Here is a 26,791-nt window from a genome sequence, read left to right as displayed (position 1 = left end):
ACAGAAATATTTTGATAGTTATCACTAAAGGACTTTTGACTACTGACATCAAGTTGTCACAAACCAGACTTAAATTTGTCTCACAATTATTTATTAAACAATAAAAACATGAGAGACCTACACAGTACAGCATCCAATCAAACCGAATTTCCAAAGCCTACTATGATTTCAGTTAACAATGTGGTATTAGAAGTATTTGAAGCAGGAAAACAAAATTCAGACAAATCGATTGTTCTCTGTCACGGTTTTCCAGAACATGCATTTTCTTGGCGTTTTCAGATACCAGCTCTTGTTGCAGCAGGTTATCATGTCATTGTCCCAAATCAACGTGGCTATGGTAACTCATCTTGCCCAACCGAAGTAACTGATTATGATATAAAGCACCTGACGGGTGACCTTATTGCTCTACTCGACTACTACGGATACAAGGATGCCACCTTCGTCGGTCATGACTGGGGTGCAAATGTTGTTTGGAATCTGGCGCTATTGTATCCTAAACGGGTTAATAAGATAATAAATTTAGCTCTGCCATATCAGGAGCGCGGAGAACAACCATGGATTGAATTTATGGAAACCATATTTGGAGAAGACTTCTATTTTGTTCATTTCAACAAAAAAGTGGGAGTTGCAGATTCTATAATGAATGAAAACACACCTCAATTCATGCGTAACATATTTCGCAAAGATGTACCTCCCGCTCCACCTGCTCCGGGAATGCTAATGATAAATCTCGCAAGAGCAGAAAAACCTTTTGGGAAGCTCTTAATGGAAAACAATGAACTATCTGTATTCGTTTCTGCCTTTGAATTATCTGGATTTACCGGAGCTATAAATTGGTACAGAAACCTTGATAGAAACTGGCACCTGATGGCGAACATAAAGCCAATCATTCATCAGCCAACTCTGATGATATATGGAGAACAGGATACGATTCCAAAGTCTGAAAACCTGAAAAATATCGTTCCTAATCTGGACATTGTCAGTTTAGATTGTGGTCATTGGATTCAGCAGGAAAAACCGGAGGAAACAAACCTTTCAATTTTAAAATGGTTAGCACAACAGAATGCATAAAACATATAGTCCACAAAGCCAAACAGATTGGAGACAATGGTTGGAAAAAAACCATCAGTCCAAACAATCTGTTTGGCTTGTCTTTTATACAAAAAAGTCGAATATCCCTTCATTAAGTTGGAGTGAAGCCGTTGATGAAGCTCTTTGCTTCGGTTGGATTGACAGCACAAGGAAAAAGATTAACGACATTTCGTTTATGCAGTTTTTTAGCAAACGTAAACCGAAAAGCAACTGGTCAAAAATCAACAAAGAAAAAGTCCAGCAGCTCATTGGCAACAAAAGGATGACAAAAGCGGGTTACGAAAGTGTTGAGATTGCGAAACAAAACGGATATTGGACAATCTTGGATGAAATAGAAGAAGTGATAATTCCGAACGACTTAGAAATTGCATTCGAAAAACATAATGGCGCGAAAGACTATTTTCTAGGTTTGAGCAAATCAACAAGAAAAATAATATTGAGCTGGATTATCCTCGTCAGAAAACAGGAAACCAGGAAAAAGCGCATAGAGGAAGTCGTAGAAAGTGCAGCGCTGAATCTTAAACCAAAACATTTACGATAGAAAAGCCTCAAACGGGTAGCTATTAATAAAGACTAGATGAAATTGAAAAAAGTTGATTTTTTTTTGTTTTATTTGGTTCAAATTATAAATACAACTACCTTTAGATTAGTAATCATCAGTTTATCAAGCAGTTGCCATTCAGCTATCCCTCAAAAACAGTAATAATCTATAAGTCAATGAGGCTCATTTTTTGTATCGAAATATTAAAAATTGTCAACAGGATTCAAACAAAAATATAAATAATTCATTTTCAAATACATATTTCTAAAATATTTTCTATATCAGTAAAAAAGGAGTTTGGATAGCGTCTTGTCAAGTTCACAAACAGCCAAATGGCTCAATTTAATCCAAATTGAGCCATTTTTTTATTCCAAAACAAGCCAGATTAGGATTTTTATTGTTTTAGTGAATCTATCTTAAGAAAATAAGAAATGGCAGTCATATTTGGACAGAAAAAATAAAATCCGTTTCATTTATGAATATCATAACTAAAGAATAGGAACTACACTTTTCTGCACCAATTAGATTTACCTTCAATAACACTATCATAAAGGACTTTGCTAAAAGCTACGTTTCCTATGTTCAAAAGATTTTTTATGAATTAAACTCATTAATGGCCAGCAGCCAATTTTATCACCATTCCTTTAAAAATAAATCCGTGAAAAGGCAATACAGAATACCAATATAATCTTCCCCACAATCCTTTTGGCCGGAAAACTGCTTTCTGCCAGAGCTTTCCTTTGTATAATTTGAACATCAGCCACGCCTCTCCGGGCAGTTTCATTTCAGCAATAAGAATCAATTTCCCTTCTTCCCTATCAGCATAAAGTACCCGCCAAAAATCCAGAGCATCTCCTTCGTGAAGCTCTATCGGGTGCGTTCTTCCTCTTCTGAGCCCCGGACCGCCAACCAATACATCCATATAACCCCGGATTTTCCAAAGGTTTTGTCCGTACCATCCGTTTTTGCCGCCCAAACCAAAAACACGGTCGAGACATTTTTCACGGTCGTCATATTTTTCACTTCGAACGTCTTTAAAACAGCCAAAATGCGGAACTTCAATAAATTCCTTCAGGGAAGAATCATTTCTGCTGCTTATAAAGCTGTCTTTCCAACTGGAAAGTATTTCGTTGGCCTGAATCTTTGCCATCGTTCTCTCCAAAGCCTGCTCGTAAGAAAATGGTTGAACTCCAGTTATTTTTTTAATCTCCAATAAACTTTCATTGTTACAAACCACCTCAATTTTCATACTTCCAACGAGCGAACTTGCCAGACTGTAAGTGGTTGAAGTAATGAAATATAACCAATACGAAGACAATTTCGGAGTCATTACCGGCAGTGTGATAATAGTTCTTTTCAAACCTCTGATTTTCGCAAAACCCAGCAATATTTCTTTGTAAGTCAAGACATCTTCACAACCGATGTCAAAACTTTTACGGTAAGTTTCTTTTTTGAATAAAGTGAAAATTAGAAAATCCAAAACATTCGCAATTCCTATGGGTTGACATTTCGTAGTGAGCCATTTTGGCGTAATCATGATCGGTAATTTTTCAACCAAATCTCGAATGATCTCAAATGATGCGCTTCCAGAACCGATGATAATACCAGCTCGTAAAACAGTTGTTGGAATTTTAGACTCAATTAAAATCTTTTCTACATTAAATCTTGAATTCAAATGCTTTGACAATTCTTTCTGGTTGACTAATCCTGACAAATAGATAATATGTTTGCACTCCGTTTTTTCAATTGCTGAAACAAAATTCTGAGCACAGATTTTCTCCGATTCTTCGTAATCACCATTCGCACTCATAGAATGCATCAGATAATATGCCCCGGAAATATCCTCCGGAATATTCTTCAAAGTTTCCTCTCTCAGGAAATCAACTTCGATGACTTCTATTAAATCATAATTGATCCCGGCGGGTCTGGAAAATCGGCTGACGTCACGGCAGCAGCACACCACTTTATAGCCTTGCTCTGTAATCACACTCATCATCCTTTTACCGATGTAACCTGTTGCTCCCGTTAATAAAATCTTTTTCATGAGATTAATTTTGAATCAGTTAAAGAATTTTTCTATGAATTTTAAATGTAATTTAAAGTTTTTCGAAGAGATGCCCAAAATAATCCTTCTTTGTTGTAAGATACGACGCATTGACTGAATTAGATTCAATTTCCAAAGGAATTCTTTTATTGAGCAAAATACCGCTGTTGTTGAAAGCTTTCAATTTTTCAGGATTATTGGTCAATAAATTAACTTTTGAAATTTCCAGCATTTTCAGCATCTCGATTGCAACATCAAAACTTCTACCATCTGCCGGCAAACCTAATCTCAAATTTGCTTCCACCGTATCAAAACCTTGTTCCTGAAGAGCGTAAGCCTTTAATTTATTGATGATTCCAATATTTCTGCCTTCCTGTCTGAGATAAATAATCATTCCTCCGTTTTCCGACATAAATTTCATTGCCGCATCCAGTTGTTGTCCGCATTCACATTTCCTCGAACGGAAAACTTCTCCGGTAATGCACTCCGAATGGAAACGTACATTAACAACTTCATTAAAATCTGTTTTTTCAGCCACCCAAACCAAATGTGGACACCAGTCATTTTCATTTTCAGAAAATGCATAGACGGTAAACATTCCAAAATCGGTCGGTACATTAGATTGAGCCTGTATTGTAAGCATTAGTTATATTTTGAATCATTATTATAGTACAAATTTATACTTTATTTATTTAACTAGTAAAATTAATTACTAAATTTGTTGATAAATAAAATCAATAATGGAACAAAAAAATATAATTACAGAAGATAAAATATTTGAATTGTATGGTGACTACGTTTTGAATCACGGTGAAAGACCAAAAAACATTTACCGCTTCGCAAAAGACAATGAGTTCGAAGAAAAAAACTTTTACGATTACTTTTCAAGCTTTGAACAGATAGAAAAATCAATGTTGGTCAATCTTTTTGATAAATCTGTAGAGGTAGCTTCGGAAGTTAACAATTCTGATGAAATTACTTCAAAAGAAAAACTGTTGAATGTCTATTTTATCTTTTTTGAAAATATGACGATGAACCGTTCTTTGGTTCTGATGATCTTGGGGAATGACAAATTACACTTGGCAAAAATTTCAAATCAGCTTAAGGAAACGCATCGACAATTCATCAAAACTCTTGATTTTAATGATTGGGAAATGATTCAAAAAGCGAAAGATGAGGTGAAAAATTTCCACGAAAAAGCTCGTGAAGAAGCATTGTGGATTCATTTGGTTTCCGTCATCGAATTTTGGAAAAAAGATACATCTCCATCATTCGAAAAGACAGATATTTTCATCGAGAAAACAATTGATACAGGATTTGAACTGATGGATAACGAACCTTTGAGAAAAGTAGTTGACCTCGGAAAGTTTTTATTTAAAGAAAAATTTAAAAAATAGCAGATGAAAACACTCAATAAAATACCAACAGGAAAGCTGGAACGAACGAGCAGCTTGCTGAAGGCAGGAGCAAAAGTAGGTGTTAATTACATTAAATATTACGGAAATAAAATCACAAAAAATAAAGATGAGGACGAAGCGAGAAAAGCTTTGAATGAAAACAACGCAACCGACATTTACGATTCTCTGAAAGAACTGAAAGGCTCAGCCTTGAAAGTTGCCCAAATGCTAAGCATGGAGAAAAACATTCTTCCGCAGGCTTATGTTGAAAAATTTTCTTTGTCGCAATTTTCTGTTCCGCCGCTTTCGGGAGCTTTGGTAAAGAAAACTTTTAGAAAATATTTCGGAAAAAATCCCGAGGATCTATTTGATGAATTCACGAATGAATCCGTTAACGCGGCAAGTATCGGACAGGTTCATAAAGCGAAAAAAGATGGTCAAAATTTTGCCGTAAAAATTCAATATCCCGGTGTGAGAGAAAGCATTTCAAGTGATTTGAAAATGGTAAAACCTATTGCGATGAAAATGTTTAATATCCAGAAAGAAGGTTCAGAATCTTATTTTCAGGAAGTAGAAAATAAATTGTTTGAGGAAACAGATTATGATCTTGAACTGAAAAGAAGTCAGGAAATTTCTAAAAAATGCAGTCATCTTGCGAATTTAGATTTTCCAAAATATTATCCTGAATTATCTTGCGAAAGAATCATCACAATGGATTGGATGAACGGAAAACATTTCTCGGAATTCACAAAATTGAAAAATTCTCAGGAAGATTTGAACAAAATAGGACAGACACTCTGGGATTTCTATATGTACCAAATGCACGTCCTAAAACAGGTTCACGCAGACCCACATCCAGGCAATTTCCTGGTTTCAGAAGATAAAAAACTGCTCGTGATTGATTTCGGATGTATCAAAGAAATCCCAAATGACTTTTATAAACCCTATTTTGAGTTGGCTCAACTTGAGAATCTGAATAATCCTGAATTTTATAAAGAAAAATTATACGATCTGGAGATTTTGAGTTCTAATGATTCTGCTAAAGAACAGGAATTTTTCACCAAATTATTCTACGAATTGCTGGAATTGTTCACAAGACCTTTTAACGCAGAAATTTTTGATTTTTCTGATGAATCGTTTTTTCAGGAAATTGCAGATCTGGGTCATAAATACGCCAAAATCAGCGATATGAAAGGAATGAATACCAACAGAGGTTCGAAACATTTTATTTATCTGAACCGTACATTTTTTGGTTTGTATAATATGATGCACGATTTGAAAGCCAAAAATGTCGTAATCAATCAGTACAAAAATTTTAACCAATAAATGCCAGCCAACTTACCTTCAAAGATTTGTGAAGTCTGCGGACTGCCCTTCAACTGGCGGAAAAAGTGGAAGAAAAACTGGGACGAAGTAAAATATTGCAGCGAAAAATGCCGAAAAAACAAAAAATCAACCTCCTCTGGTTCGGAAACAATTTAAGAATCAGAGACAATGAATCACTTTTCAACGTGATGCAGGAACATTTACCTTTTCTTGCAGTGTATATTTTTGACAAATCTTTTTTCAATTCAACCCAACTTAGTTTTAAGAAAATTGGAAAATTTCGGGCTAAATTTTTGTTGCAAACTGTTTCGGATTTGGAAAATAATTTAAAAGAAAAGAAGATTCCGTTTCTTAAAAAATTGGGTAAGACCGAAGATATTTTTAAGCAGATTTCTAAAGGTTTTGAGGTTGAAAAAATATTCTGTCAGAGAGAATGGACAAAGGAAGAAATTTATGGCTAAAGTAGCATCTTCAACGGCGCAATTGATATTTCCGCATCAGCTTTTTAAAGACACGGATTATCTGGATAAAAATCAACCTGTTTTTTTGGTGGAAGAGTTTCTGTTTTTTAAACAATACAAATTTCACAAACAGAAAATTGCCTTTCATAGGGCGAGTATGAAGTTTTATGAGGAATTTTTGACCAAAGAAAAATTCAAGGTGGAATATGTTGAAAGTACTTCTCCACTTTCTGATGTTCGAAATTTAATAAAGCATTTGGAAAAACTAAATTTTGACAAAATTCTCATCACAGATGTTTGTGACAATTGGCTTGAAAAGAGAATTAAGGAAACTAAATTGGAATTAGAGATTATTGAAAGTCCTTTGTTTATAAATACTAAGGAAGATTTGAAAGACTATTTTGAAGATAAAAAATCGTATCATCAAACCGATTTTTACAAGCAACAGAGAATTTCCCGAAATCTTCTAATGAAAGCCGGAAAACCAATCGGTGGAAAATGGACTTTCGATACAGAAAACCGTAAGAAATATCCAAAGAACAAAAAAGCTCCACCCGTTCACTTCCCGGAAAACAGTACATATTTTGAGGAAGCGAAAATTTATACCAGGAAAAATTTTAATGAAAATTATGGCAATTTAACGTCGTATCAACTCTATCCCGTCACTTTTGAGGAAGCTGAAAATTGGTTGAATCAGTTTCTGGAACTGCGGTTTGCCGATTTTGGGGTCTATGAAGACAGTATCGTGGAGCGCGAACATTTTCTGTATCACAGCGTGCTTTCGCCATTGTTAAACATTGGACTTTTAACTGCAGAAAACGTTTTGAGAGAAGCCATTGAATATGCGAACGAATATAAAATCCCCATCAATTCTCTTGAAGGATTTGTGCGGCAGATTTTGGGTTGGAGAGAATTTATGAGAGGGATTTACCTTTATCAGGGAACTTATCAGCGAAATAAAAATTATTGGAAGCATCAAAATCGGCTTCCCGAATCTTTTTATACGGGAAGGACTGAAATTAAACCAATTGACAGCACAATTTTGAAGGTCCTCGAAACTGGTTATGCACATCACATCGAACGATTAATGATTTTCGCCAACTTTATGAATCTGTTGAAACTTAATCCAGACGACGTTTACCAATGGTTTATGGAAATGTTCATCGATTCTTACGATTGGGTAATGGTTCCTAATGTTTATGGGATGAGCAGCTTTTCTGACGGAGGAAAAATGAGTACAAAACCGTACATCAGCGGAAGTAATTACATCAAAAAGATGAGCGATTACCCTGATGACGACTGGACGGAAAAATGGGATGCCCTCTTTTGGAATTTTGTGAATGATAACAAAGAATTTTTCAAAACAAATCCGAGATTGGGAATGATGCTGCGAACTTTGGATAAAATGACGGATGAGAAAAAATCTGAACACTTTAAAATCGCCCGGCATACGATTAAAAATTTAAAATAATGGTGAAAGAATTTAATGTAATACAGACAGACCGCATCATTGAAATGGCTTGGGAAGACAGAACACCGTTTGAAGCGATAGCATTTCAGTTTGGAATTTCAGAATCTGAAGTGATTGAATTGATGAGAAGAGAACTGAAACCATCAAGTTTTCGGCTTTGGAGAAAAAGAGTGAATTCTGGAGTAAGCCAGAAACATCTGATGAAAAGAAATCCTGAAATTAATAGGTTTAAATTTAAAAGACAGCGTACAATAAGTCATAATAGAATTTCGAAACGATAAAAACAGAATAAAATGAAAAACATAGTCATTGTCGGTTGCGGACAGGGAATTGGATTTGCTGCTGCAAAAATATTATCAGAAAATCATTACGTTATTGGTATTTCAAGAATCGAAAATCCTGAAATTGAAAATTTAAATATTGAATTTCATCCAATAGATATCCTTTCGGGGAATCTGGATGAGATTATATTCCCAGAAGTTATTGACGGTTTGGTTTATGCACCGGGAAGTATTAATTTAAAACCATTTAACCGGCTTTCGATTGAAGATTTCAGGAATGATTTTGAAATCAATGTTTTGGGTGCTGTGAAAACGATTCAGAAACTGCTGCCTAATTTGAAGAAGTCGGAAACTGCTTCTGTTGTATTGTTCAGTTCGGTGGCGGCAAAGCTGGGAATGCCTTTTCACGCCTCAATTTCTGCAAGTAAAAGTGCTGTTGAAGGTTTGACGAAAAGTATGGCCGCAGAATTTTCTACTCAGAAAATCAGAGTGAATGCCATCGCTCCCTCGTTAACGGATACTAATTTAGCTTCACCACTTCTTTCAACACCTGAAAAACGGGAAGCTTCAGGAAAAAGACATCCATTACAAAGAGTCGGAAGAGCCGACGAAATCGCAAAAATGGTTGCGTTTCTATTATCTGATAATTCAGCTTGGATCACAGGACAGGTCATTGGAATTGACGGAGGAATGAGTAATATCAAATTGTAATCATTCCCAAAAACTAATATCTTTACCAAAATTATTATGCAAACCGACTTTTTCATAGACCTGCTCCATCAAGTGAAAGAATTTGAACATTCTGACGCCTGCAAATCCAACTCTACCGTTGATGATTTCCGCGTGTGGATGAATGATAAAAAATATGCTGATGAAAGTCCGACCAAGCTTTTTAAAAATGAAAATCATCAGGTTTCATTTACCGAAAATGAAATTTGCAAACAGGTTCTCTTATTAGGACGATATTCTAAATTACTGATCAGAAAAGGGTTGGGAGATTTTCCTGAATTAGCGAATGAAGAATTTACCTACCTGTACCGCTTAAAAGACGAACCTTTTTTAACGAAAATTCAATTGATCGAAAAAAACGGTCACGAGAAACAAACCGGAACTCAAATCATCAAAAGACTTTTGGAAGCAGGATTTTTGGAGGAGAAAAATGATAAAGATGATAAGCGCAGCAAACGACTAAATTTGACTAAAAAAGGCGAAGAAATTTTTCACGCCTCAGTTTCTAATGTCAACTTAATCTCAAAAATTTTATCCGGAAAGCTTGATAAAGTTGAGAAGAATGAATTTCTTAGGATTTTGAAAAAACTTAATGAATTTCATTATCATATTTATGTTGATTATAAGAATTCCAACATCAATCAGATATCAGAATTTTTTCAATAAAAACATACATCAAATCTTATTAACGGATTTAGGAATTCCATTTTAATTGACTTAATCAAAGCAAATCATCAACAAAAGTGTTTGAAGATACGCCCGTCTTGGTTACAAACAGCTAAATGGCACCAACTAGACAAAGTTGAAGCCATTTTTTTATTGAATTTCTTTTAGACTAATTTCTCTAAAGTCTTAAAAAAAATTTCAAAATTAAACGTGTAAATAAAATGACTTTATATTACAATTTACTGGCCTGATACTACTTTATCTTTTTAAAGATATAAGACATCGCTTCTTTGTCAATACTTTCCATATCTATTAATTTCAGGGATTTTACCATTTTCAAGGTTGATGATTTATACTTCAAAAAATGCGGCGTTTGCAAATGAAGCTGATATGCTTCTTTGTCCGCATAGATTTCTACAATTCTTAACTGAGTTGAATTTTCCTTTTGATACATCGGAAAAATTGCAATCACACCTTTCTCCAGCTTTACTGATGCTGAAGCTTCTTCTTTCAGAATAGAATTATATTCTTCTAAAAATTCAGGGATAATTTCAATTTCGGAAATCCGAATCATCATATCTTTTTCAATAATCGGAACAAGCGGTTTTGCAATGATTTTCCGAGCTGTATTTGCCTGAGTTTTATTAACGGTTTCTTGAATCAAATCAGCCAATTGAGCTAATTGATTTTCAGTAATTCCTGTGTTTTTTCCCATATTGATATGCGATTGCAACTGTCCTTCTACTCCATCCAAAGAAGCAAGAGCAGAAATCGTTACGATTTCTCTTTGCTTATAAGTCAGCACATCGCTCACAAAAATATCAGCAAAAAGATGTTCTTTTAAAAAAGCGTCAACCCGTGGAGCAAACTCACCAAACCCTGGTGCTGGTTTGGTTTGTGGCATTTTTGTAAGTTCTTCAAGGGTTTTTCTGCCTTGTTCATATTTGTCTTCAACATTATTTTCTACAATGATTTTCTTTCCTTCGATATCATTAATACCTTTTGATTTTCTTTCGTCTACAACTGATTTAAAAGTATTAATAGCATTCAGACTTCTCGGAAAACCACAGTACGCATACAATTGAACCAGCGCTTCCTTAATTTCATTAATCGTCAAACCAGAATCCAATCCGGCATTCAACTGAAGTTTTAGACTTCCAAGATTTCCAGTTGCCGTGAGTGAAGAAATCTTTACCAAACTTTGTTCTTTAGCATTCAAATTTTGATTGGTTTTATTTTCTTGTGCATTCATTTTTGTGATACTTAATGTGAGAATAAAAAGAATAATCCATTGTAGAAATTTGTTTTTGCTCATCTTAGAAAATTATTTTTTGTTGGCTTCAGCAAATTCTTCATCGGAAACAGCTTCCAGCCAAACATTTTGATTGGTTTGCGGATTTCCATTCGTTGCTAAATGCGAAAACCAATTGTCGGCAGTGGCACCGTGCCAATGCTCAACATTCGGAGCAATTTCTACGATATCTCCGGGTTTTAAACGACGTGCGGGTTTTCCTCTTTCCTGATATAAACCTTCGCCACCCACAACAATCAAAAGCTGTCCGCCTGTGTGGCTATGCCAATTGTTACGACAGCCCGGTTCAAATGTGACATTAGAAAGGGGAACATTTAAATCTGTATTGCTTGTAAGTGGCGCCAAATAGGACTTGCCCATAAAATACTGCGCATAAGCCGTATTTTCTTCACCTGTCGGAAAATCACTTATTTTAGGAATATCTGTACTCATTTCGTTTGATTTTATTTTGTTTGAATTTACTTTATTTTGTGCGATTACAGTTGGACAAAACGCTAAAAGAATGATGATTAAATATTTCATTGTTTTACATTTAATTTATGATTCAATTGTTTTGATGATTTTTGCAGGAACTCCTCCCACCACAACATTGTCCGGAACATCTTTAGAAACGACCGCTCCGGCTGCAACTACAGCATTTTCTCCAATCGTAACTCCCGGTAGAATGGTTGCATTGGCTCCAATCCAAGCATTTTTCTTGATTACAATAGATTTTCCAATTAATCCTTTTCTATGTTGAGGTTCTAAAGGATGATTTTCCGTTATCAGGTTTACTTTCGGGCCGATTAAAACATCGTCTTCAATGGTAATTCCACCTAGAGTCAGAAAAGTACAGTCGAAATTGATGAATACATTTTTACCAATATTGAGATTCTTTCCATAATTGATGTAAATAGGTGTAAACACCGCTACATTCTCCAATTCTTTGCCGATAATTTGACTTAATATTTTTAAAATCTCATCCGGTTTTGCGGAATTATTTAATTCAATCAATTGTTTCTTAACCTCATAAGAAGCTTCCAGCAATTTGTGAATTTCCGGGTCGCCGGGCATTATTGTTTCACCATTTTTTAGTCTGGTAAAGATATCTTCGTTAAAGCTCATTATTAAATATTTAGAGAAATAAAAAGGATGAATCCGCTTTTTAAAAAAGCAGATTCAGCTATTGCAATGTTCAATTATTTTAAATTGGTTCTGAAGAAATTATCCAGTTTTTCAAAAGGAATCACATCTACTTTGTCGTATAAATCAACGTGAACCGCATTCGGAATAATCATCAGTTCTTTCGGTTCTGCAGCCATTTTGTAAATGTCTTCTGAAAAATACCTTGAATGTGCATTTTCACCAGCAATTAAAAGCATAGGTCTCGGTGAAATTTCTTTGATGTAACTTAAAATGGGCATATTCATAAATGAAAGTGCGCTGGTTAATCTCCAACCTTTTGTTGAATTTACTGAACGTTCGTGGAAACCTCTTGACGTTTTGTAATAATTAAAATAATCTTTTACAAATTGAGGTTCACTACCAGTTAATTTTTCCGGAAGATGAGAAGATGGATATCCCTGTTCGCCTGTTTCTGCATCTTTCCATCTTTGCAGATTCAGGTCTACCAGTGTTTTTGTTCGTTGTTCGAGGGTAACTACATCATTATATCCTTTAGAAATCACTCTTGTCATATCATACATACTCGTGGTTGCAACGGCTTTTATTCGCTTATCTATCGCAGTAGCATTCAATGCCATTCCTCCAAATCCGCAAATTCCGATGATCCCGATCTTATTTCTGTCCACATTTTTCTGAAGTCCCAGGAAATCAACAGCCGCACTGAAATCTTCGGTATTGATGTCGGGTGAAGCTATATTTCTTGGTTCACCGCCACTTTCGCCTGTGTAAGAAGGGTCAAAAGCGATAACAGCGAAACCTCTTTCCGCCATTTGATTCGCATACAAACCGGAAGACTGCTCCTTCACCGCACCAAAAGGTCCACTGATTGCCAACGCCGCCAGTTTTTCGTTTCGTGCATTTTTTGGAAGATATAAATCTCCTGAAAGCATTATTCCGTAACGGTTTTTAAAGGTAACCGCTTTTCGGGTAACTTTATCGCTGAGTTGGAAAGTATAATGTTCGTTTTGTTCTGTTGTATTCATTTTTCCTGGATTTGATTTTTTATTCTGCGCAAATACCTGTCCAATGAAAAGAAAGGACAAAGCCATCACTGTTGTTATTATTTTCATATCTAAATTTTGTTTAAAAATTACTGATACAAAATTAGAAACAGCGGCGTGCTAACAGTTAATGATAATCAAACCAAAAATTAAGAAAATCAAACTTCCGTCAAACGAAATGCTTTTGGATTGGTTCCGGTTTGTTTTTTAAAGAAATTATTAAAATACGTTGGATAATCGAATCCGAGTGCGAAGGCTATTTCTGAGATATTCCAGTCGGTGTGCTGCAGCAATGCTTTTGCTTCTGTGAGAATTCGTTCCGTAATATGAGTTGTTGTTGATTTTCCGGTAACTTCTTTCACGGCACGATTGAGATAATTAACGTGAACATTTAAATTTTTTGCAAAATCCTGAGCTGATTTCAGTTGCAGAGATTGGTCTGTAGTTTCGATGGGAAATTGTCTTTCCAACAGTTCCAGAAAAACGGATGATAATCTTGATGCTGCATTTTTGTTCTGGTCAAAATCTTCTGCAGGTTCTAATTTCAAAGATTCGTGGATAATTAAGCTGATGTAATTACGAATCAGCTCATCCTTGTAGACATAATCGCTTTCCTGCTCAGCAATCATTTTTTGAAAAATCGTATTGAGAAAGAGTCTCTGTTCTTCGGTAATTTTCAGAACGGGAGTTCCACCAATTTTAAAGAAAGAAGATTGCTGGAGGCTTTCGGAACGTTCAGAATTCTTGAAAAATTCTTCAGAAAAAAGAATGGTATAGCCTTTATAAGTTGTTGAAATGGTTTCCCAGGAATACGGGATATGCGGATTTCCGAAAAAAAGCACCGTTCCTTCCTGCTCGAAACTTTTATCAGAATAATGAATTTTACTTTTCCCTGTCGTAAGGCAGATTTTATAAAATTCTTTTCTGCTGTAGACACGGGTTTCACTTCCATCCTGCTCAATCTGGAATGCACGGAATCCTTTTAGTTTTAATTCAGTATTAAACTCAGAAACAACTCTTTTTAGCTTTTCTTTCATTTTTCAAAGTTAAGAAAATCAAACTAATCAGTTCTAAAATGATATAAGATTCGCTAGAATTTTTTTACGATAATAACAGATGTATATCAAATTAATATTATTAATATTTTACACTTTCACGATTATTTCAACTTCACCACAACCTTTCCTTTCGCTCTTCCACTTTCGACATATTCCAAAGCTTTATTGGTTTCTTCAAACGGAAATACTTTATCTAAAACAGGTTTTAATATTCCCGATTCTATCAGTTTTGTCATCTCTTCTAATTGTTTTCCATCTGCTGTCATAAAAAGAAACGTGTAATCAACACCCAATTTTTTTGCTTTTTTCTTAATTCTAAAGCTCAGAAATCTTGTTGCTGTTTTCACCAGCCAATTTGCATTGATATCCTTTGCAAATTCCGGTGTTGGCGGACCAGAAATTGAAATGAGTTTACCTCCTGCTCTTAGAATATTTAAAGATTTTTCAAGTGTTTTGTTATCCTGACTGTTCAAAACGAGGTCATAATCTTTCAATATCGCTTCAAAATCCTGCGTTTTATAATCAATTAAAACATCGGCTCCCAATTCTTTAAGAAAATCAAAACTTTTGGTACTCGCAGTCGTTGCAACAGTCGCTCCAATATGTTTTGCCAACTGAATAGCAACGGTTCCCACCCCTCCGGAACCAGCCTGAATAAATACTTTTTGTCCTTTTTTAACCTGTCCGATTTCCACCAAAGCCTGCCAGGCCGTCAAAGCAACCAAAGGAACCGAAGATGCTTCCTCCATCGAAAGATTCTTAGGTTTAAAAGCCAAATCTTCCTCTCTAACGGCAATATATTCTGCAAAAGTCCCGATATGAAAATCAGCAGGCCGAGAGTAAACCTCATCTCCAACTTTATACTTTTTTACATTTTTCCCAACTTCTGTTACAATTCCTGCAAGATCGTGACCTAAAATAAGTGGCATCTTGTAGGGAAGAATCAGTTTGAATTCGCCAGTTTTGATTTTAGAATCTAAAAGGTTTAAGCCTGATGCATAAATCTCTATCAAAACTTCGTTGTCTTTGATTTTTGGTATAGAAACATCAACCAACTGCAAACCTTCTTTCGTGTACTTATTGATTAAAAATGCTTTCATGATTATTTCAGTTTTGTGAATTCTTTTTTTGCATTGATTATATCGTATGCTTTTTTAGGCGCAATTCGATTAAGAAGATAAAGTGCTTTTGCATCGCCGACTCTTATCGTGTCAATATTTTTTTGCATTCCTACAATCAGACTTTTTACCAATTCTGTGGTACTTATCTTTTTATCCTGTCGGTCTGCAACCATATCGGTATCCACCAATGGCGGCAACAATTCAAAGACTTTCACTGAAGCATTTATTGACTGCAAATGTGACCTCAATGATTTTGTATAAAATGCCAAAGCCGATTTTGAAGCAGAATATGTCGCTTCCAATACCGACGGAACAATGCTTAGAATAGACGTTGTATTAATAATTGCTGATTCCCGGCGGGATTTCAGCATTTCCATAAAAAGGTTATTCAGACGAATAACCCCCAAATAATTAACTTCCATCTCATACACTGCACCCTCCAAATGTTTTTCATTAGCAATCCCCAAATTCATTGGACGAACACCAACTCCTGCATTGTTGTACAAAATATCAATACCACCTAAAGCATTTACTTTTTCATAAAGAGCCACTGCATCTTTCTCTTCCGCGGCATCAGATTGAATGACCGTTATTTCAGAAAATTGTTGTTTAACGGCATCTAATTTCGTTTGATTTCTTCCTGTAATAATGACCTTATTGCCTAAAGCCAAAAATTGTTTTGCGGCTTCCAATCCAATTCCGGAAGCTCCTCCCGTAATCAGAATGGTTTTATCTTTTAAATTCATGACCGTAAAATTTAAAAATGAAATAAACCAATCATAGCCTGCATTAAGTTACAGAAAATAAATGGTTTATATTAGTTATTTCTTTTAAGCCTGCATTAACTTTGACATTGCTTCTCCAATAGCATTTGCATAAATTTTTGAATCTCCCACAGGAATATCGAATAGATTATTTTCTAGTCCGATAAACAGTTCATCTGCCACCTCACTTGGCGGAATTCCTGCAGCACCACCAATTTCTGCAGAGAAATCTGTATTAACCAAAGGTGGATATACTTCGTAAATGTGAAGGTTTTTCTGTTCTTCATAAGTTTGTCTCAATGCAGTTGTGTAACTATGCAAAGCAGCTTTTGTGGCCCCATAGGTTGGTAAGAATTTGTGACTTCCGTAGACAGCAATGGACGAAATATTAATAACTGCTGATTCTTCTTTTTCCAATAAATAAGGAATCATCAGTTCTGTAAAATGGATGATGGCAAAATAATTGGTATTCATTTCAATCTGAGCTTTTTCGTGAGCGTTGGTGGTTTCGCTTAATAAATATCCGAATGCAGCTCCTGCATTGTTTATGATGATATTTACATCAGCATGATTTGTCTTCAGGTCTTCTGCTATACGGATTCTGTCTGCTTCAATGGATAAATCTCCCTGAATTCCTACAGCATCGGTGAGTTCTGACAATGCTTTTTGGAGGCGTTCTTCATTTCTTCCGTTGATAATGATTTTATTACCTGCCTGATTTAATTTTTTAGCGATTGCTAAGCCTATTCCGGCACTTCCGCCGCTGATGAATATGGTATTACCTGTTGTTTTCATTTTGTTGAATTATTATTTTTTGTTGAAAATGTATAATGATTAACTGCCTTGCGACAGGGATAGAAGCGACATCCTTTTGTGGAGCTTTAGCGGAACAAAAGATATAGCGGATAGCCCGCTCGGTCGCCCCAATTATTTTAGTTGTTAAGGAAAGGATAATCCGTGTAACCTTTTTCTCCCGGTGTGTAAAAAGTCTCCTGGTCGGGTGCATTAAGAGCTGCATCGGTTTTGAAACGTTCTACCAGATCTGGATTAGCGATAAACGGAACTCCAAATGACACCAAATCTGCATCACCATTTTCCAAAACTTTAGTCGCCGTTTCTTTGTTGAAAGCACGGTTGATGATGATGGTTCCGTTATAGATTTTTCGGAAATGTTTTGCGACCTCCTGAATGGCATTTTTGTTGTTGGTAACGTCTGTGAAAGGTTCAATTAAATGGATATAAGCCAAATCGTAGTGGTTTAGTCTGTTGACCATATAGTCATAGGTTGCGATGGTTTCATCATCCACAGCAATTCCCATAATTCCGTTCAAAGAAGGATTGAGACGAATCCCCACTTTTCTGATATCGGCAACTTCTTGGATGGCATCTAAAATTTCGAATAAAATTCTGGCTCTGTTTTCTGGATTTCCTCCATATTCATCGGTTCTGTCGTTAGAATTTTTGCTAAAAAACTGCTGCAACAAATATCCGTTGGCGCCATGAAGTTCTACCCCATCAAAACCAGCTTCGAAAGCATTGATTGCTCCATTTTTAAAATCCTGAACTGTTCTTTTAATATCTTCAATCGTCATTGGCTGTGGAGCCACGGTTGGTTTGAAACCTTCTGGTGTGAAAGCTTGTTGGTTCGGATTAACATTTGAAGGTGCCAAAGGTAATTTTCCGTTATGTAAATCCGGATGAGAATATGCTCCTGTGTGCCAAAGCTGGGCAAATATTTTACCGTTTTTATCGTGAACAGCTTTGGTTACGGTTTTCCAGCCTTTTATTTGAGGTTGAGTATAAATTCCGGGAACATTGATAAACCCAATTGCTTCTTCGCTGATAAAAGTTCCTTCGCTGATGATAAGTCCTGCTGTTGCACGTTGTGCGTAATAGGCTGCTGTAAGTTCTGTTGCGACATTCCCTTCGTTTGCAGAACGGGCTCTTGTCATGGGAGCCATTACAATTCTGTTGTTTAAACTTTGTCCCTTACGCTCATGGCTTTCAAATAACTTGTTGTTCATATTTTATTTTTTTGAAATTGATTTCTAAATATCATTACTTCTAAAATATACTAAAAAGTATATTTTTTATTAAAAAAAATTAGAGTGAATACAGCTCTAATTCGTTTTTTAAACTTTTTACCAATTCTATCATTGGTTTTGAGGTTTCCATTGTTCTACACAGAATAATACCACCCTCTACAGCTGCCATCATTTTGAATACAAAAGCCTCCGGATTAAGCTTCTCTGAAAACTCCGAATTATTAATTCCTTCTTGTAAAACATTAGCTATTCCTTGTTGTCCGGCTCTTAAAGTAGCTGCAACTTTCTTTTTAATAATCGGAAAATTATCATCAGCTTCTACCGCCGTATTGAATATAGGGCAACCGCCCGCTATAAATGTATCAATCGGATTTTTGTAAAAATCAAGATAAAGAAAAACTTTTTCTTTAGCTGTTTTTCCCTGGGAAACAATTGTTGACATTTTAACTGACATTTTATTTAGTGAATAATCAATCACTTGTTCCGATAAATCGTCTTTACCATTAAAATGCCCGTAAATGCAGCCTTTTGTTAATTTTGTGGCTTCTAAAACATCATCTATACTCACACCAGAAATCCCTTTCTCATTATAAAGTGGTGCTGCTGTTTCCAGAATAAATTGCTTTGTTTTTTCTGCTTTGGTTAACATTATATTTTGATTTAACATTGCAAATATACTAAAAAGTATTTTTTAAAAACAAATAAATTATACTAAAAAGTATATTTTGATAGTAACTATGTATTTATATGCATCATCTCAAAAATATAAAACAGTAAAATACCAATGATCTATCTGGCTTATTTGTATTGAATAGTAAAACTCATATTTTGGATAAAGATGCTATTCGGTACATTGAAGTATATAATCACCCAATTTATTAATATTGATTTAAAAATAAATAATATCGTACTTTTTTATCCTGTACAAACAAGTATAAAATTGCTAAAAGACATCATGTTTCTACAAAATATCTGATATCCTGAATTATTAATTGACTTTTGTTTTTTTAAGTTTTGAAAATTTAATCTCGGAAATAAGCGTTGCAGTCAAAATCAGACTTCCGCCAATTAATAAACGCCAGGTCAGATTTTCACTGAGGATAAAAAATGAGGCAATTGCTGCAAAAACAGGTTCGAAAAGATAGATAATTGCCACCTTTTCTGCACTGATGTATTTCTGTGTAATATTGGAAACCGAGTACATAAAAGCAGTTGAGAAGAGCGAACAAAAAGCCACACCTATCCAGAAATTATTGTTTGCCGGAAACCAATTGCTTGAACTATCGAATAATGATAAGATAAACATCAAAATCGCAGCAGTTGTAAACATCGGAACCAAAGTCTGGATAATATTATTTTCTGAAGCAAAATACTCAACTCTTATCAGGTAATATGAAAACCCTAAAACACCGATTAAAACATAGGCGTCGCCGATGCTGATTGAGAAATTTTTAGTCAGAGAAATAATTCCCAACCCTAACAATGCTAAAGCTGCCGAAAACCAAATCTTCAGTTCGATTATGGATTTGTAAAAGATAATTTTTAGAATCGGAATCAGCACAACGCACATTCCTGCAACAAAAGCACATTGGGAAGCCGACGTATGTTTTATAATTCCCAACGTCTGAAAATGAATCCCAAATGTCAGCGGAATTGCCAATCCGATTCCTGCTTTTACGGAATTCATATTTAAGTTTTTCAATTGTTTATGGAAAATTAAGCCAATTAAAATTGAGGCAAAAAAGAATCTGTAAAACAGGAATGTCGATTGCGAAATATTTCCAATAGACATTTTGGTCACAGGAAATGAAATTCCCCAAAACGCAGTTCCCAGCACCAGAAGCAGGAGGCACCAATTTTTCTTTTCCATAATTTTTTGATGAATTGATTTTTAATTCGATTTACTTGTTAAATTTGCTTTACTAATGATTAATTTGCATTAATGGATATACAGCAACTCAAATATTTTCTGGCTTTGGCAAAAGAACTTCATTTCTGGAATACTTCTGCAAAAATGAATATCACGCAATCTGCTCTGAGCCGACAGATTCAGTCTTTGGAGAATGAATTGGGTGTTCAGTTGTTTTATCGTGACAAACGAAATGTAAAGCTTACACCCGCCGGAAAATTCTTGCAGGAAAAATGGGGCGAAGAACTCAATCAGATCGATTCTTTTCATCAGTTGGCTCGACAAATCCATTTGGGTGAATCTGGAACGATTAGGATTGCGCATCCTGATTCGATTTCCTCTTCGGTTTTACCAGATTTTGTGAGAAAAGTTTCCGCTGCTTTCCCGAATCTTAATTTGGAATTAGTTCAATTGACGAATGAGGCTCAGGAAGATTACCTTAAAAATTTCAAAATTGATTTAGCATTTTCCCGTGATATCAATAGCTCTTCAGTGATTAACGAAAAGAAATTAGGTTACGAAAATCTGTCTTTTGTGGTTCCTGAAAATCATCAGTTTAAAACTTTATCCGATATTTCTGAAGAAACTTTGAAAGTCCAAAAATTCCTATTAACGACTGGAGATTACAGCAGTAGTTACAATCTTTTGGTTCAGGAAGTAATTGATTCTTATAATATTAAACTCAATTCTTACATCCGTTGCGAATTTGGCTCAACCATTATTTCGATGATTAGAAACGGATTAGGGATTTCAATTCTTCCTCATTCTTATCATCTTCATCAAAATGCCGGAATCCGCTTTATACCGCTTCCTTTCGTGACCGATTTGTACATCCAATGGCGAAAAGACGACCCAAATCCTATTCTTAAAAATATTCTGGAGTTAGTTTAAGACCATTTCGATATGAGGAATTCCGTCTTCATCGTAAGGATTTCCAATTTCTCGAAATCCTAAAGAGTTGTAAAATTTCAAGAGATATAATTGTGCGCTGATTCTAATTTTTGATTCACCAAAAACATCTTTACAGGCTCTAATAGAATTTTTAATCAGTTGTTTTCCTAAACCCACTCCTCTAAAATCCGAACCGATGACAACACGGCCAATTGAAGCGTCTTCATAAGACAAACCTTTCGGAACAATTCTGGTGTAACCTGCCAATTTTTCATCAACCATACACATCAAGCTATAGCATTTCAAATCTTTATCATCAATGTCTTGATAAGCACAGTTTTGTTCTACAATGAAAATTTCGTTTCTTAATTTTAATATTTGATAGAGTTCTGTGGTGGTTAATTCTTCGAATGATTTTACGAAATATTCAATCTCCATTGTATTAATTTTTCAAATTCAACTTCATCATAATATCGGTCTGCTCTTCATTTCCAAGCCTGAAAATATGTTTGTCAAATTCTACAAAACCATTTTTCTTGTAAAAACCAATCGCTCGCAAATTGTTTTCCCAAACTCCTAACCAAACATAATCTACCTCTTTTTCTTTCGCAGTTTCAATTGCTTTGTTGTAAAGAATTTGCCCAACATTTTTCCCGTGAAAATCTTTAGACACATAAATCCTTTCGATTTCCAAGGCGTTTTTACTTTTAATTTCTGTTTGAGAAGAGCCTGTATTAAGTTTCAAATATCCGATTACTTCATTATCCAGCTTTGCAAAATAGAACTCGGAATTTTTATCGTTCATTTCAGTAGTAAGTTTCTCTGTTGAAAAACTTTTTTCTAAATATTCAGCCATACTTTCTTCCGTGTTGTTCTCGGAGAAAGTTTCAGAGAAGGTTTTTCTGCCAATTTCCTGAAGCTGTACTATTTCGTTTTTCGTAATTTTTGTTATAATAATTTCCATTTTTTATACTTTCCATTCGTAATTCAACCCATCGTTATTTTCTTCTGCACCAAGACGTTCATAGAATTTTTGTCCGGCTTTGTTCCAAGGTGCAACCGTCCATTTTATCTGTAAACAATTATTTTTCTCTGCCTCTATTTTCAAAGCATTCATCAACTGTTCTCCAATTTTCTGACCACGATAATTTTCATCCACATACAATTCTTTCATATAAATTGCCGGTCTGTTTTGCGCAGTATAAGGAAGGAAATAATACACTAGCATTCCTGTAATTTTGTCTTTATCTTCCGCAACCAAGCAATAAAAATCCGGTGGGTTTTTCCTGAAACCACTTTCTTTCACAATTTCCAGCGTGATGGCAAAACTGTCACTGTATTCTTCAAAAATTGCCAGCTGCTCCATCAAAACCCAAACTTTTTCACTGTCGGATTCTATCGCTTTTCTGATGATAATATTTGTATTCAAGTCAGTCAATTTTTATAATTGCAAAATTATCAGATAGAGTAATGCTAAAAAATGCTATTTTTTAATTAACTGATTCAATTTTTGCATTAAGACTTCATCATTAAGAATCATATATGAATTGGTACATTCAAATATATAATTGTATAAATTACCTTATTCTTTGTTGATAAAAGCAAAATAAGAATTTGAAAAAAATTAATTTTTTACTATTGATAGAGTGAGATTCTTTATAAATCTTCTACCAAATGTCTCGACATGTCTCCCGTTATGGATACAAGACCGAAACAGCCAATTAAAGGCATACTATTCCAATTCTGATTGCTAATGGTTCTGAAAATTGGAGTTCGTAATTGATTTTAATTTGCCTTAATCGAACCAAATCATCGATAAAAGTATTTGAAGATACGCTCGTCAAGGTCACAAACAACAATTTGCGCATATTTATTTTTATACAACTCATAATCATTTTCATTGCTTATTACTTTCTCACGAAAAAATAATCTTGCTATTCTTTGTTTAGTTGATCTATCAGATACCATATAAATGACTCCTGATCCCAGTGGTTTTTGTGTCTTATCGTGGTTTATTTTTGTGAATGATTCATATTATTTACATTTTAAATTAGTTATTAAATAAAGGTTACAAATTCTTCAAATGGTTTGCGAACTTTTTCCAGTTTCAGATTCCAGTCATTTTCCTGGTCTCTGTATCCCAAAGCAAGCAACATTGAGCTTCTTAAACCTTTGGAAGGAAGTTTCAAAAATTCGTCAAGCGCTATCGGGTCAAAACCTTCCATCGGCGTAGAATCTATTCCTTCAGAAGCGGCTTCAATCATCGCTAAACCTAATGCAATATTTGCCTGCTTAGCTGCGTGATGGAAGTTTTCTTCGATACTCATATTTCCGAAAAATTGTTTCGAAAATTCTCTTTGCTTATTATACTCATTGGAATCAACATTGCGTTTTTCTGAGAGATAATCGAAGACTTTATCTATTCTCTCTTTGGAATATTCATCCCAGACTGCAAAAACTAAAAGATGTGAAGATTCTACAACCTGAGGCTGATTCATTGCAATGGGTAATATTTTCTTTTTGATTTCAGGATTGCTGATTACGATAATTTCGTAAGGCTGTAATCCAATTCCTGATGGAGCAAGACGAGCTGCTTCCAAAATATTATTGATTTTTTCAGAAGAAATTCTCTCCCCTGTCATTTTTTTTGTGGCGTATCTCCAGTTCAATAATTCTATTATATTTTTCATTTGATGTTAGTTTTGAATCAAGGCAAATGATGAGTCATCACTTACCTTGATTAGTTTAAAGTATTTAGAAAATGCCTAGCTGACCTAAAAGTATCGTTGCGGCAGTGTAACAATGGAATGATTTTATTTTTCCATTCTCGATTGTGAAAACATCACAACAAGGGGTCTGCATTGTTTTATTTGTCGCAGGAATAGTTCCGGAAGGTAACTCGAGTGGACCTTTATGAGTTCCGTTTAAAGATAATTCAACTACTACTGTATTCTCATTTTCCAAAACATAAAGATCATACAATTCCCTGTGCATATCTGGAAAAGCTGTTGCATAAATATCTACTGTTTTGCCGATGTCTTGTCGATAATACTTAGTTCCTGCAGACACATCCCAGAAATAGCCGTCTTCCGCAAAAAGTTCTACAAAACCTTGTGTATCCTGTTCTTCTGCGATTCTGTACAATTCACGGATTAATGTTTCATTTGCTGAATTTTGATTGATTACTGATGATTTCATACTATTTTATTTTAAATGTTAAAGATTGAGTTTGATTTATTTTTTTGAAAAATGGAGGCAAGAATCCTGTTGATGAATTCTCATTCACCGATTTGTTTATTGTTAAATTTTGTTTGATATTTTAAGAAAGAAACTATTTTTTGGCGTCTACAAAAACATATAATTTGACTGCTTTTCCGTTTTCGAAAACGAAAAGATCCATTCCTGTTACAGCATCCGGTTTTTCAGTAGTTCCGTTCTGCCAGTAGAGTCTTGCAATGTTGTGATTAACGTCTATTGCTTTGATATGGGAAAACTTAGAATTTGGACTTTTCTGTTGCAATCCATCCACAAAACCATTGATTTCTTTGTGGCCGACTGCTATAAAGTGACTGTCTACCATTTCAATCTCATCTGCATAAATTTTTGACATTAACGCTTCACGTTTTTTAAGGTCTCTTTCGTTCCAGATAGCCAGATGTCCTTCTACTAAAGATTTAATCTCATTTTCAGAAAGCGTTTTTGAATCTGGTTTTTCAGTTTGATTTTTCACAGCATCTTTGGGTGACCATAAAATTGTTGTCGGATTTTTTTTCTCATAGCCCTTGCCGTTTGGATATGAAACCAATTCCATTTTAGAGCCCCATGGTGTTAAAAAATACACCCAGGTTTCGCCTTCTGTATCTCCTGATAGCATCAAAAATGGTTCTCCCAAAAATTGTACTCCTTTGCTTTTCAGATAAGCAACACTTTTACTAATATCATTGGTATAAAAAGCAATATGACTTGCTCCGATATCATCTCCTCCAGGTTGTTGTGAACTTCCTTTATTGTCTTGATATTCGAATAGTTCGATGTTGGCTCCCGTTCCTGCTTTTACCATTTTGAATGATACCGGACCGGTTTTGAGATTTATATGATTATTCTTTTTCCACACATCATCCAAAGGAATCGGGCCTAAACTTGTTACCGCTCTAAACCCTAAAACATCAGTGAAAAAATTTACGGCCTGTTTCATATCCGGAACGTTGATTCCCACATGGTCTATTCCAAGAATTCCTGTTTTTTCTTGCGCCGAGGTGTTTGAAACTGCTGCTGATAATAAAAGTGCACTTGCCACAGCTGTTGCATTGGCTTTGATTTGATTTTTTAAATTGCTCATTATGATAATTTTTTGTTGTTATTTATAGAGCAAATTTCCAACATTCAGAGGTCTTCTTCCATTGACAAAAGTTTGAAAATAAAGCAAACAAATGTCAATGAAAAATTGAACCTGTTTAAGATTCAACGGTGATATTGGGATTTAATGTTTAGAAATAAAAAAGGCTGAAGCACAAATTCCTCAACCTTTATCTATTTATTTTGAAATTAATTAGTCATTATATTTTGCAAGCCATTTAGCTTTCAATTCGGCTCTGGCATTGATAAATTCGAGGTCTGTTCCCTGAGCCACAGCATCCAATGGAAAACGCAACGGGCGGGCTCCTTCTTTCATTTGTATTAATTCCAATATCCCGTCTGCAATAGTTTGCGGATTCATATTGAATTCCTTCATTTTTCCAAACAATGCAGCACCAATAGCATTAAACTGCTCTGTGGCAACCGGATTATAGGCTTCAGAAATTTCAGGTTTATCTGAATTAACACCCGCTTTTTCACCCGTGTTCATTTCAGTTGGATAAACACCCGGCTGGATAGAAACATTATCAATATTGAATTGTTTTAATTCATCCTGCATGCCTTCGGTAATACTTTCCACTCCAAATTTAGAAGCAAAGTAAGGAATCATAAAAGGGGAAGTATGAGCGCTTGCTCCGGAACTTATATTGATAACCAAACCACTTTTATGTTCTCTCATAGAAGGTAATACAGCCTGATAAGTGCGGATGACTCCATAAAAATTCACTTCAAACATTTGTCGTATCCTATCTAAGCTATAGGCTTCCAATAACCCGAAACCTGAAACAGCGGCGTTGTTGACCAATACATCGATTTTACCATACTTTTGAAGTACTTTTTCGAAAGCATTGGTTACCGAAGAATCATCAGTTACATCAATTTCAACGACTTCGATATTCGGGAGTGCTCCCAATTCTTTGGCTACGGTTTCATTTTTTACTGAAATACCTCGCATTCCTGCAATGACGGTGTATCCTGCTTTTGCAAGAGTAATTGCTGTTAATTTTCCAAAGCCTGTACTTGTTCCAGTGATAAATACTGTTTTATTCATTTTGTCTTATTTTTAATTGTTATTTTAATAAGGCAAAGATGCTGGAACATTAGGTTTTCTTCCATTGACAAAAGCTTGAAAATAAAGCAAACAAATATCAATGAAATGGAT

General features: G+C 35.0%; 31 protein-coding genes. 11 read left to right on the top strand and 20 right to left on the bottom strand.

The genetic code is table 11. From position 1 onward, the window contains the following. Positions 1 to 108 precede the first annotated feature (108 nt). Together JOE44_RS00800 and JOE44_RS00795 are read left to right on the top strand one after the other, a co-directional pair. Positions 109 to 1,071, top strand: a complete 963-nt coding sequence (locus JOE44_RS00800) for an alpha/beta hydrolase (RefSeq protein WP_209783918.1) — start codon at positions 109 to 111, stop codon at positions 1,069 to 1,071. Then, a complete protein-coding gene (locus JOE44_RS00795; protein WP_209783917.1) occupies positions 1,064 to 1,633 on the top strand; it encodes a YdeI/OmpD-associated family protein in 570 nt (189 codons plus the stop codon). Before JOE44_RS00800 ends, JOE44_RS00795 begins: the two co-directional genes overlap by 8 nt. 610 nt (positions 1,634 to 2,243) lie before the next feature. Here JOE44_RS00795 and JOE44_RS00790 read toward each other — a convergent pair. Together JOE44_RS00790 and ribA are read right to left on the bottom strand one after the other, a co-directional pair. Beyond that, a complete protein-coding gene (locus JOE44_RS00790; RefSeq protein WP_209783916.1) occupies positions 2,244 to 3,677 on the bottom strand; it encodes an SDR family oxidoreductase in 1,434 nt (477 codons plus the stop codon). Positions 3,678 to 3,729: 52 nt separating this feature from the next. Beyond that, positions 3,730 to 4,320, bottom strand: coding sequence for a GTP cyclohydrolase II (gene ribA / locus JOE44_RS00785; RefSeq protein ID WP_209783915.1), 591 nt, complete (start codon positions 4,318 to 4,320; stop codon positions 3,730 to 3,732). Between the two features lie 97 nt (positions 4,321 to 4,417). On the opposite strand from ribA, the gene JOE44_RS00780 reads away from it, so the two are divergent. From JOE44_RS00780 to JOE44_RS00745, 8 genes are read left to right on the top strand one after another with little or no spacing between them, the layout of a single operon-like run. Continuing rightward, positions 4,418 to 5,074, top strand: a complete 657-nt coding sequence (locus tag JOE44_RS00780; RefSeq protein WP_209783914.1) for a TetR/AcrR family transcriptional regulator — start codon at positions 4,418 to 4,420, stop codon at positions 5,072 to 5,074. Positions 5,075 to 5,077: 3 nt separating this feature from the next. Further along, complete coding sequence (locus JOE44_RS00775; RefSeq protein ID WP_209783913.1) at positions 5,078 to 6,400, top strand: AarF/UbiB family protein; 1,323 nt, start codon at positions 5,078 to 5,080, stop codon at positions 6,398 to 6,400. After that, positions 6,401 to 6,556, top strand: a complete 156-nt coding sequence (locus tag JOE44_RS00770) for a DUF2256 domain-containing protein (protein WP_209783912.1) — start codon at positions 6,401 to 6,403, stop codon at positions 6,554 to 6,556. Further along, positions 6,508 to 6,861: a deoxyribodipyrimidine photo-lyase gene (locus tag JOE44_RS00765; RefSeq protein ID WP_209783911.1), complete on the top strand. Its 354-nt coding sequence runs from the start codon at positions 6,508 to 6,510 to the stop codon at positions 6,859 to 6,861. The genes JOE44_RS00770 and JOE44_RS00765 overlap by 49 nt, the downstream gene beginning before the upstream one ends. After that, positions 6,854 to 8,332 (top strand): cryptochrome/photolyase family protein, encoded by a 1,479-nt coding sequence (locus JOE44_RS00760; RefSeq protein WP_209783910.1) that lies wholly within the window; start codon positions 6,854 to 6,856, stop codon positions 8,330 to 8,332. The genes JOE44_RS00765 and JOE44_RS00760 overlap by 8 nt, the downstream gene beginning before the upstream one ends. Then, positions 8,332 to 8,613, top strand: a complete 282-nt coding sequence (locus JOE44_RS00755) for a TIGR03643 family protein (RefSeq protein ID WP_209783909.1) — start codon at positions 8,332 to 8,334, stop codon at positions 8,611 to 8,613. The genes JOE44_RS00760 and JOE44_RS00755 overlap by 1 nt, the downstream gene beginning before the upstream one ends. 12 nt (positions 8,614 to 8,625) lie before the next feature. Beyond that, positions 8,626 to 9,324: an SDR family oxidoreductase gene (locus tag JOE44_RS00750; protein ID WP_209783908.1), complete on the top strand. Its 699-nt coding sequence runs from the start codon at positions 8,626 to 8,628 to the stop codon at positions 9,322 to 9,324. A 36-nt stretch (positions 9,325 to 9,360) separates the two neighbouring features. Continuing rightward, complete coding sequence (locus JOE44_RS00745; RefSeq protein ID WP_209783907.1) at positions 9,361 to 10,008, top strand: MarR family transcriptional regulator; 648 nt, start codon at positions 9,361 to 9,363, stop codon at positions 10,006 to 10,008. Between the two features lie 253 nt (positions 10,009 to 10,261). Here JOE44_RS00745 and JOE44_RS00735 read toward each other — a convergent pair whose 3' ends face one another. The 11 genes from JOE44_RS00735 to JOE44_RS00685 all read right to left on the bottom strand — a co-directional run bounded on the left by JOE44_RS00735 (position 10,262) and on the right by JOE44_RS00685 (position 20,343). Further along, positions 10,262 to 11,323, bottom strand: a complete 1,062-nt coding sequence (locus JOE44_RS00735) for a carboxymuconolactone decarboxylase family protein (RefSeq protein WP_245169668.1) — start codon at positions 11,321 to 11,323, stop codon at positions 10,262 to 10,264. 9 nt (positions 11,324 to 11,332) lie between these two features. Then, positions 11,333 to 11,842 carry a cupin domain-containing protein gene (locus tag JOE44_RS00730; protein ID WP_209783906.1) on the bottom strand — a complete coding sequence of 170 codons (510 nt, stop codon included), beginning with the start codon at positions 11,840 to 11,842 and terminating at the stop codon, positions 11,333 to 11,335. Positions 11,843 to 11,857: 15 nt separating this feature from the next. Further along, positions 11,858 to 12,424, bottom strand: a complete 567-nt coding sequence (locus JOE44_RS00725; protein ID WP_209783905.1) for a DapH/DapD/GlmU-related protein — start codon at positions 12,422 to 12,424, stop codon at positions 11,858 to 11,860. A gap of 74 nt (positions 12,425 to 12,498) precedes the next feature. Continuing rightward, positions 12,499 to 13,554: an alpha/beta hydrolase gene (locus tag JOE44_RS00720; RefSeq protein WP_209783904.1), complete on the bottom strand. Its 1,056-nt coding sequence runs from the start codon at positions 13,552 to 13,554 to the stop codon at positions 12,499 to 12,501. Between the two features lie 89 nt (positions 13,555 to 13,643). After that, positions 13,644 to 14,522 carry a helix-turn-helix domain-containing protein gene (locus JOE44_RS00715; protein ID WP_209783903.1) on the bottom strand — a complete coding sequence of 293 codons (879 nt, stop codon included), beginning with the start codon at positions 14,520 to 14,522 and terminating at the stop codon, positions 13,644 to 13,646. A 122-nt stretch (positions 14,523 to 14,644) separates the two neighbouring features. Next, positions 14,645 to 15,643, bottom strand: coding sequence for an NADP-dependent oxidoreductase (locus JOE44_RS00710; protein ID WP_209783902.1), 999 nt, complete (start codon positions 15,641 to 15,643; stop codon positions 14,645 to 14,647). A 2-nt stretch (positions 15,644 to 15,645) separates the two neighbouring features. Then, complete coding sequence (locus JOE44_RS00705) at positions 15,646 to 16,410, bottom strand: SDR family NAD(P)-dependent oxidoreductase (protein ID WP_209783901.1); 765 nt, start codon at positions 16,408 to 16,410, stop codon at positions 15,646 to 15,648. 84 nt (positions 16,411 to 16,494) lie between these two features. After that, complete coding sequence (locus JOE44_RS00700) at positions 16,495 to 17,223, bottom strand: SDR family NAD(P)-dependent oxidoreductase (protein WP_209783900.1); 729 nt, start codon at positions 17,221 to 17,223, stop codon at positions 16,495 to 16,497. A gap of 137 nt (positions 17,224 to 17,360) precedes the next feature. Beyond that, the gene (locus JOE44_RS00695) at positions 17,361 to 18,452 is read right to left on the bottom strand and encodes an alkene reductase (protein ID WP_209783899.1); all 1,092 of its coding nucleotides are present in this window, start codon (positions 18,450 to 18,452) and stop codon (positions 17,361 to 17,363) included. A 79-nt stretch (positions 18,453 to 18,531) separates the two neighbouring features. Next, entirely contained in the window at positions 18,532 to 19,122 is a 591-nt protein-coding gene (locus tag JOE44_RS00690; RefSeq protein WP_209783898.1) for a TetR/AcrR family transcriptional regulator, read from the bottom strand. A gap of 339 nt (positions 19,123 to 19,461) precedes the next feature. Then, on the bottom strand, positions 19,462 to 20,343 hold the full coding sequence (locus JOE44_RS00685; RefSeq protein ID WP_209783897.1) for a DMT family transporter: 882 nt from the start codon (positions 20,341 to 20,343) through the stop codon (positions 19,462 to 19,464). A gap of 72 nt (positions 20,344 to 20,415) precedes the next feature. Here JOE44_RS00685 and JOE44_RS00680 point away from each other — a divergent pair, with 72 nt between their 5' ends. Next, a complete protein-coding gene (locus tag JOE44_RS00680; protein ID WP_209783896.1) occupies positions 20,416 to 21,273 on the top strand; it encodes a LysR family transcriptional regulator in 858 nt (285 codons plus the stop codon). Here JOE44_RS00680 and JOE44_RS00675 read toward each other — a convergent pair. The 7 genes from JOE44_RS00675 to JOE44_RS00645 form a co-directional block, all read right to left on the bottom strand. Then, positions 21,265 to 21,711: a GNAT family N-acetyltransferase gene (locus tag JOE44_RS00675; protein ID WP_209783895.1), complete on the bottom strand. Its 447-nt coding sequence runs from the start codon at positions 21,709 to 21,711 to the stop codon at positions 21,265 to 21,267. The genes JOE44_RS00680 and JOE44_RS00675 overlap by 9 nt on opposite strands. A gap of 4 nt (positions 21,712 to 21,715) precedes the next feature. Next, positions 21,716 to 22,237 (bottom strand): GNAT family N-acetyltransferase, encoded by a 522-nt coding sequence (locus tag JOE44_RS00670; RefSeq protein ID WP_209783894.1) that lies wholly within the window; start codon positions 22,235 to 22,237, stop codon positions 21,716 to 21,718. Between the two features lie 3 nt (positions 22,238 to 22,240). After that, positions 22,241 to 22,702, bottom strand: coding sequence for a GNAT family N-acetyltransferase (locus JOE44_RS00665; RefSeq protein ID WP_209783893.1), 462 nt, complete (start codon positions 22,700 to 22,702; stop codon positions 22,241 to 22,243). Positions 22,703 to 23,330: 628 nt separating this feature from the next. Beyond that, a complete protein-coding gene (locus JOE44_RS00660) occupies positions 23,331 to 23,963 on the bottom strand; it encodes an NAD(P)H-dependent oxidoreductase (RefSeq protein WP_209783892.1) in 633 nt (210 codons plus the stop codon). Between the two features lie 64 nt (positions 23,964 to 24,027). After that, positions 24,028 to 24,471, bottom strand: coding sequence for a nuclear transport factor 2 family protein (locus JOE44_RS00655; RefSeq protein ID WP_209783891.1), 444 nt, complete (start codon positions 24,469 to 24,471; stop codon positions 24,028 to 24,030). A gap of 133 nt (positions 24,472 to 24,604) precedes the next feature. Next, positions 24,605 to 25,612: a VOC family protein gene (locus JOE44_RS00650; RefSeq protein WP_209783890.1), complete on the bottom strand. Its 1,008-nt coding sequence runs from the start codon at positions 25,610 to 25,612 to the stop codon at positions 24,605 to 24,607. A gap of 210 nt (positions 25,613 to 25,822) precedes the next feature. Next, positions 25,823 to 26,680: an SDR family oxidoreductase gene (locus JOE44_RS00645; protein ID WP_209783889.1), complete on the bottom strand. Its 858-nt coding sequence runs from the start codon at positions 26,678 to 26,680 to the stop codon at positions 25,823 to 25,825. Positions 26,681 to 26,791 lie beyond the last annotated feature (111 nt).

Origin of the sequence: Chryseobacterium sp. PvR013, assembly GCF_017833095.1 — a bacterium.
GTDB classification, from domain to species: domain Bacteria; phylum Bacteroidota; class Bacteroidia; order Flavobacteriales; family Weeksellaceae; genus Chryseobacterium; species Chryseobacterium culicis_A.
Note: the sequence above shows the minus strand (reverse complement) of the source record. Positions and strands in the feature narration are given on the sequence as shown.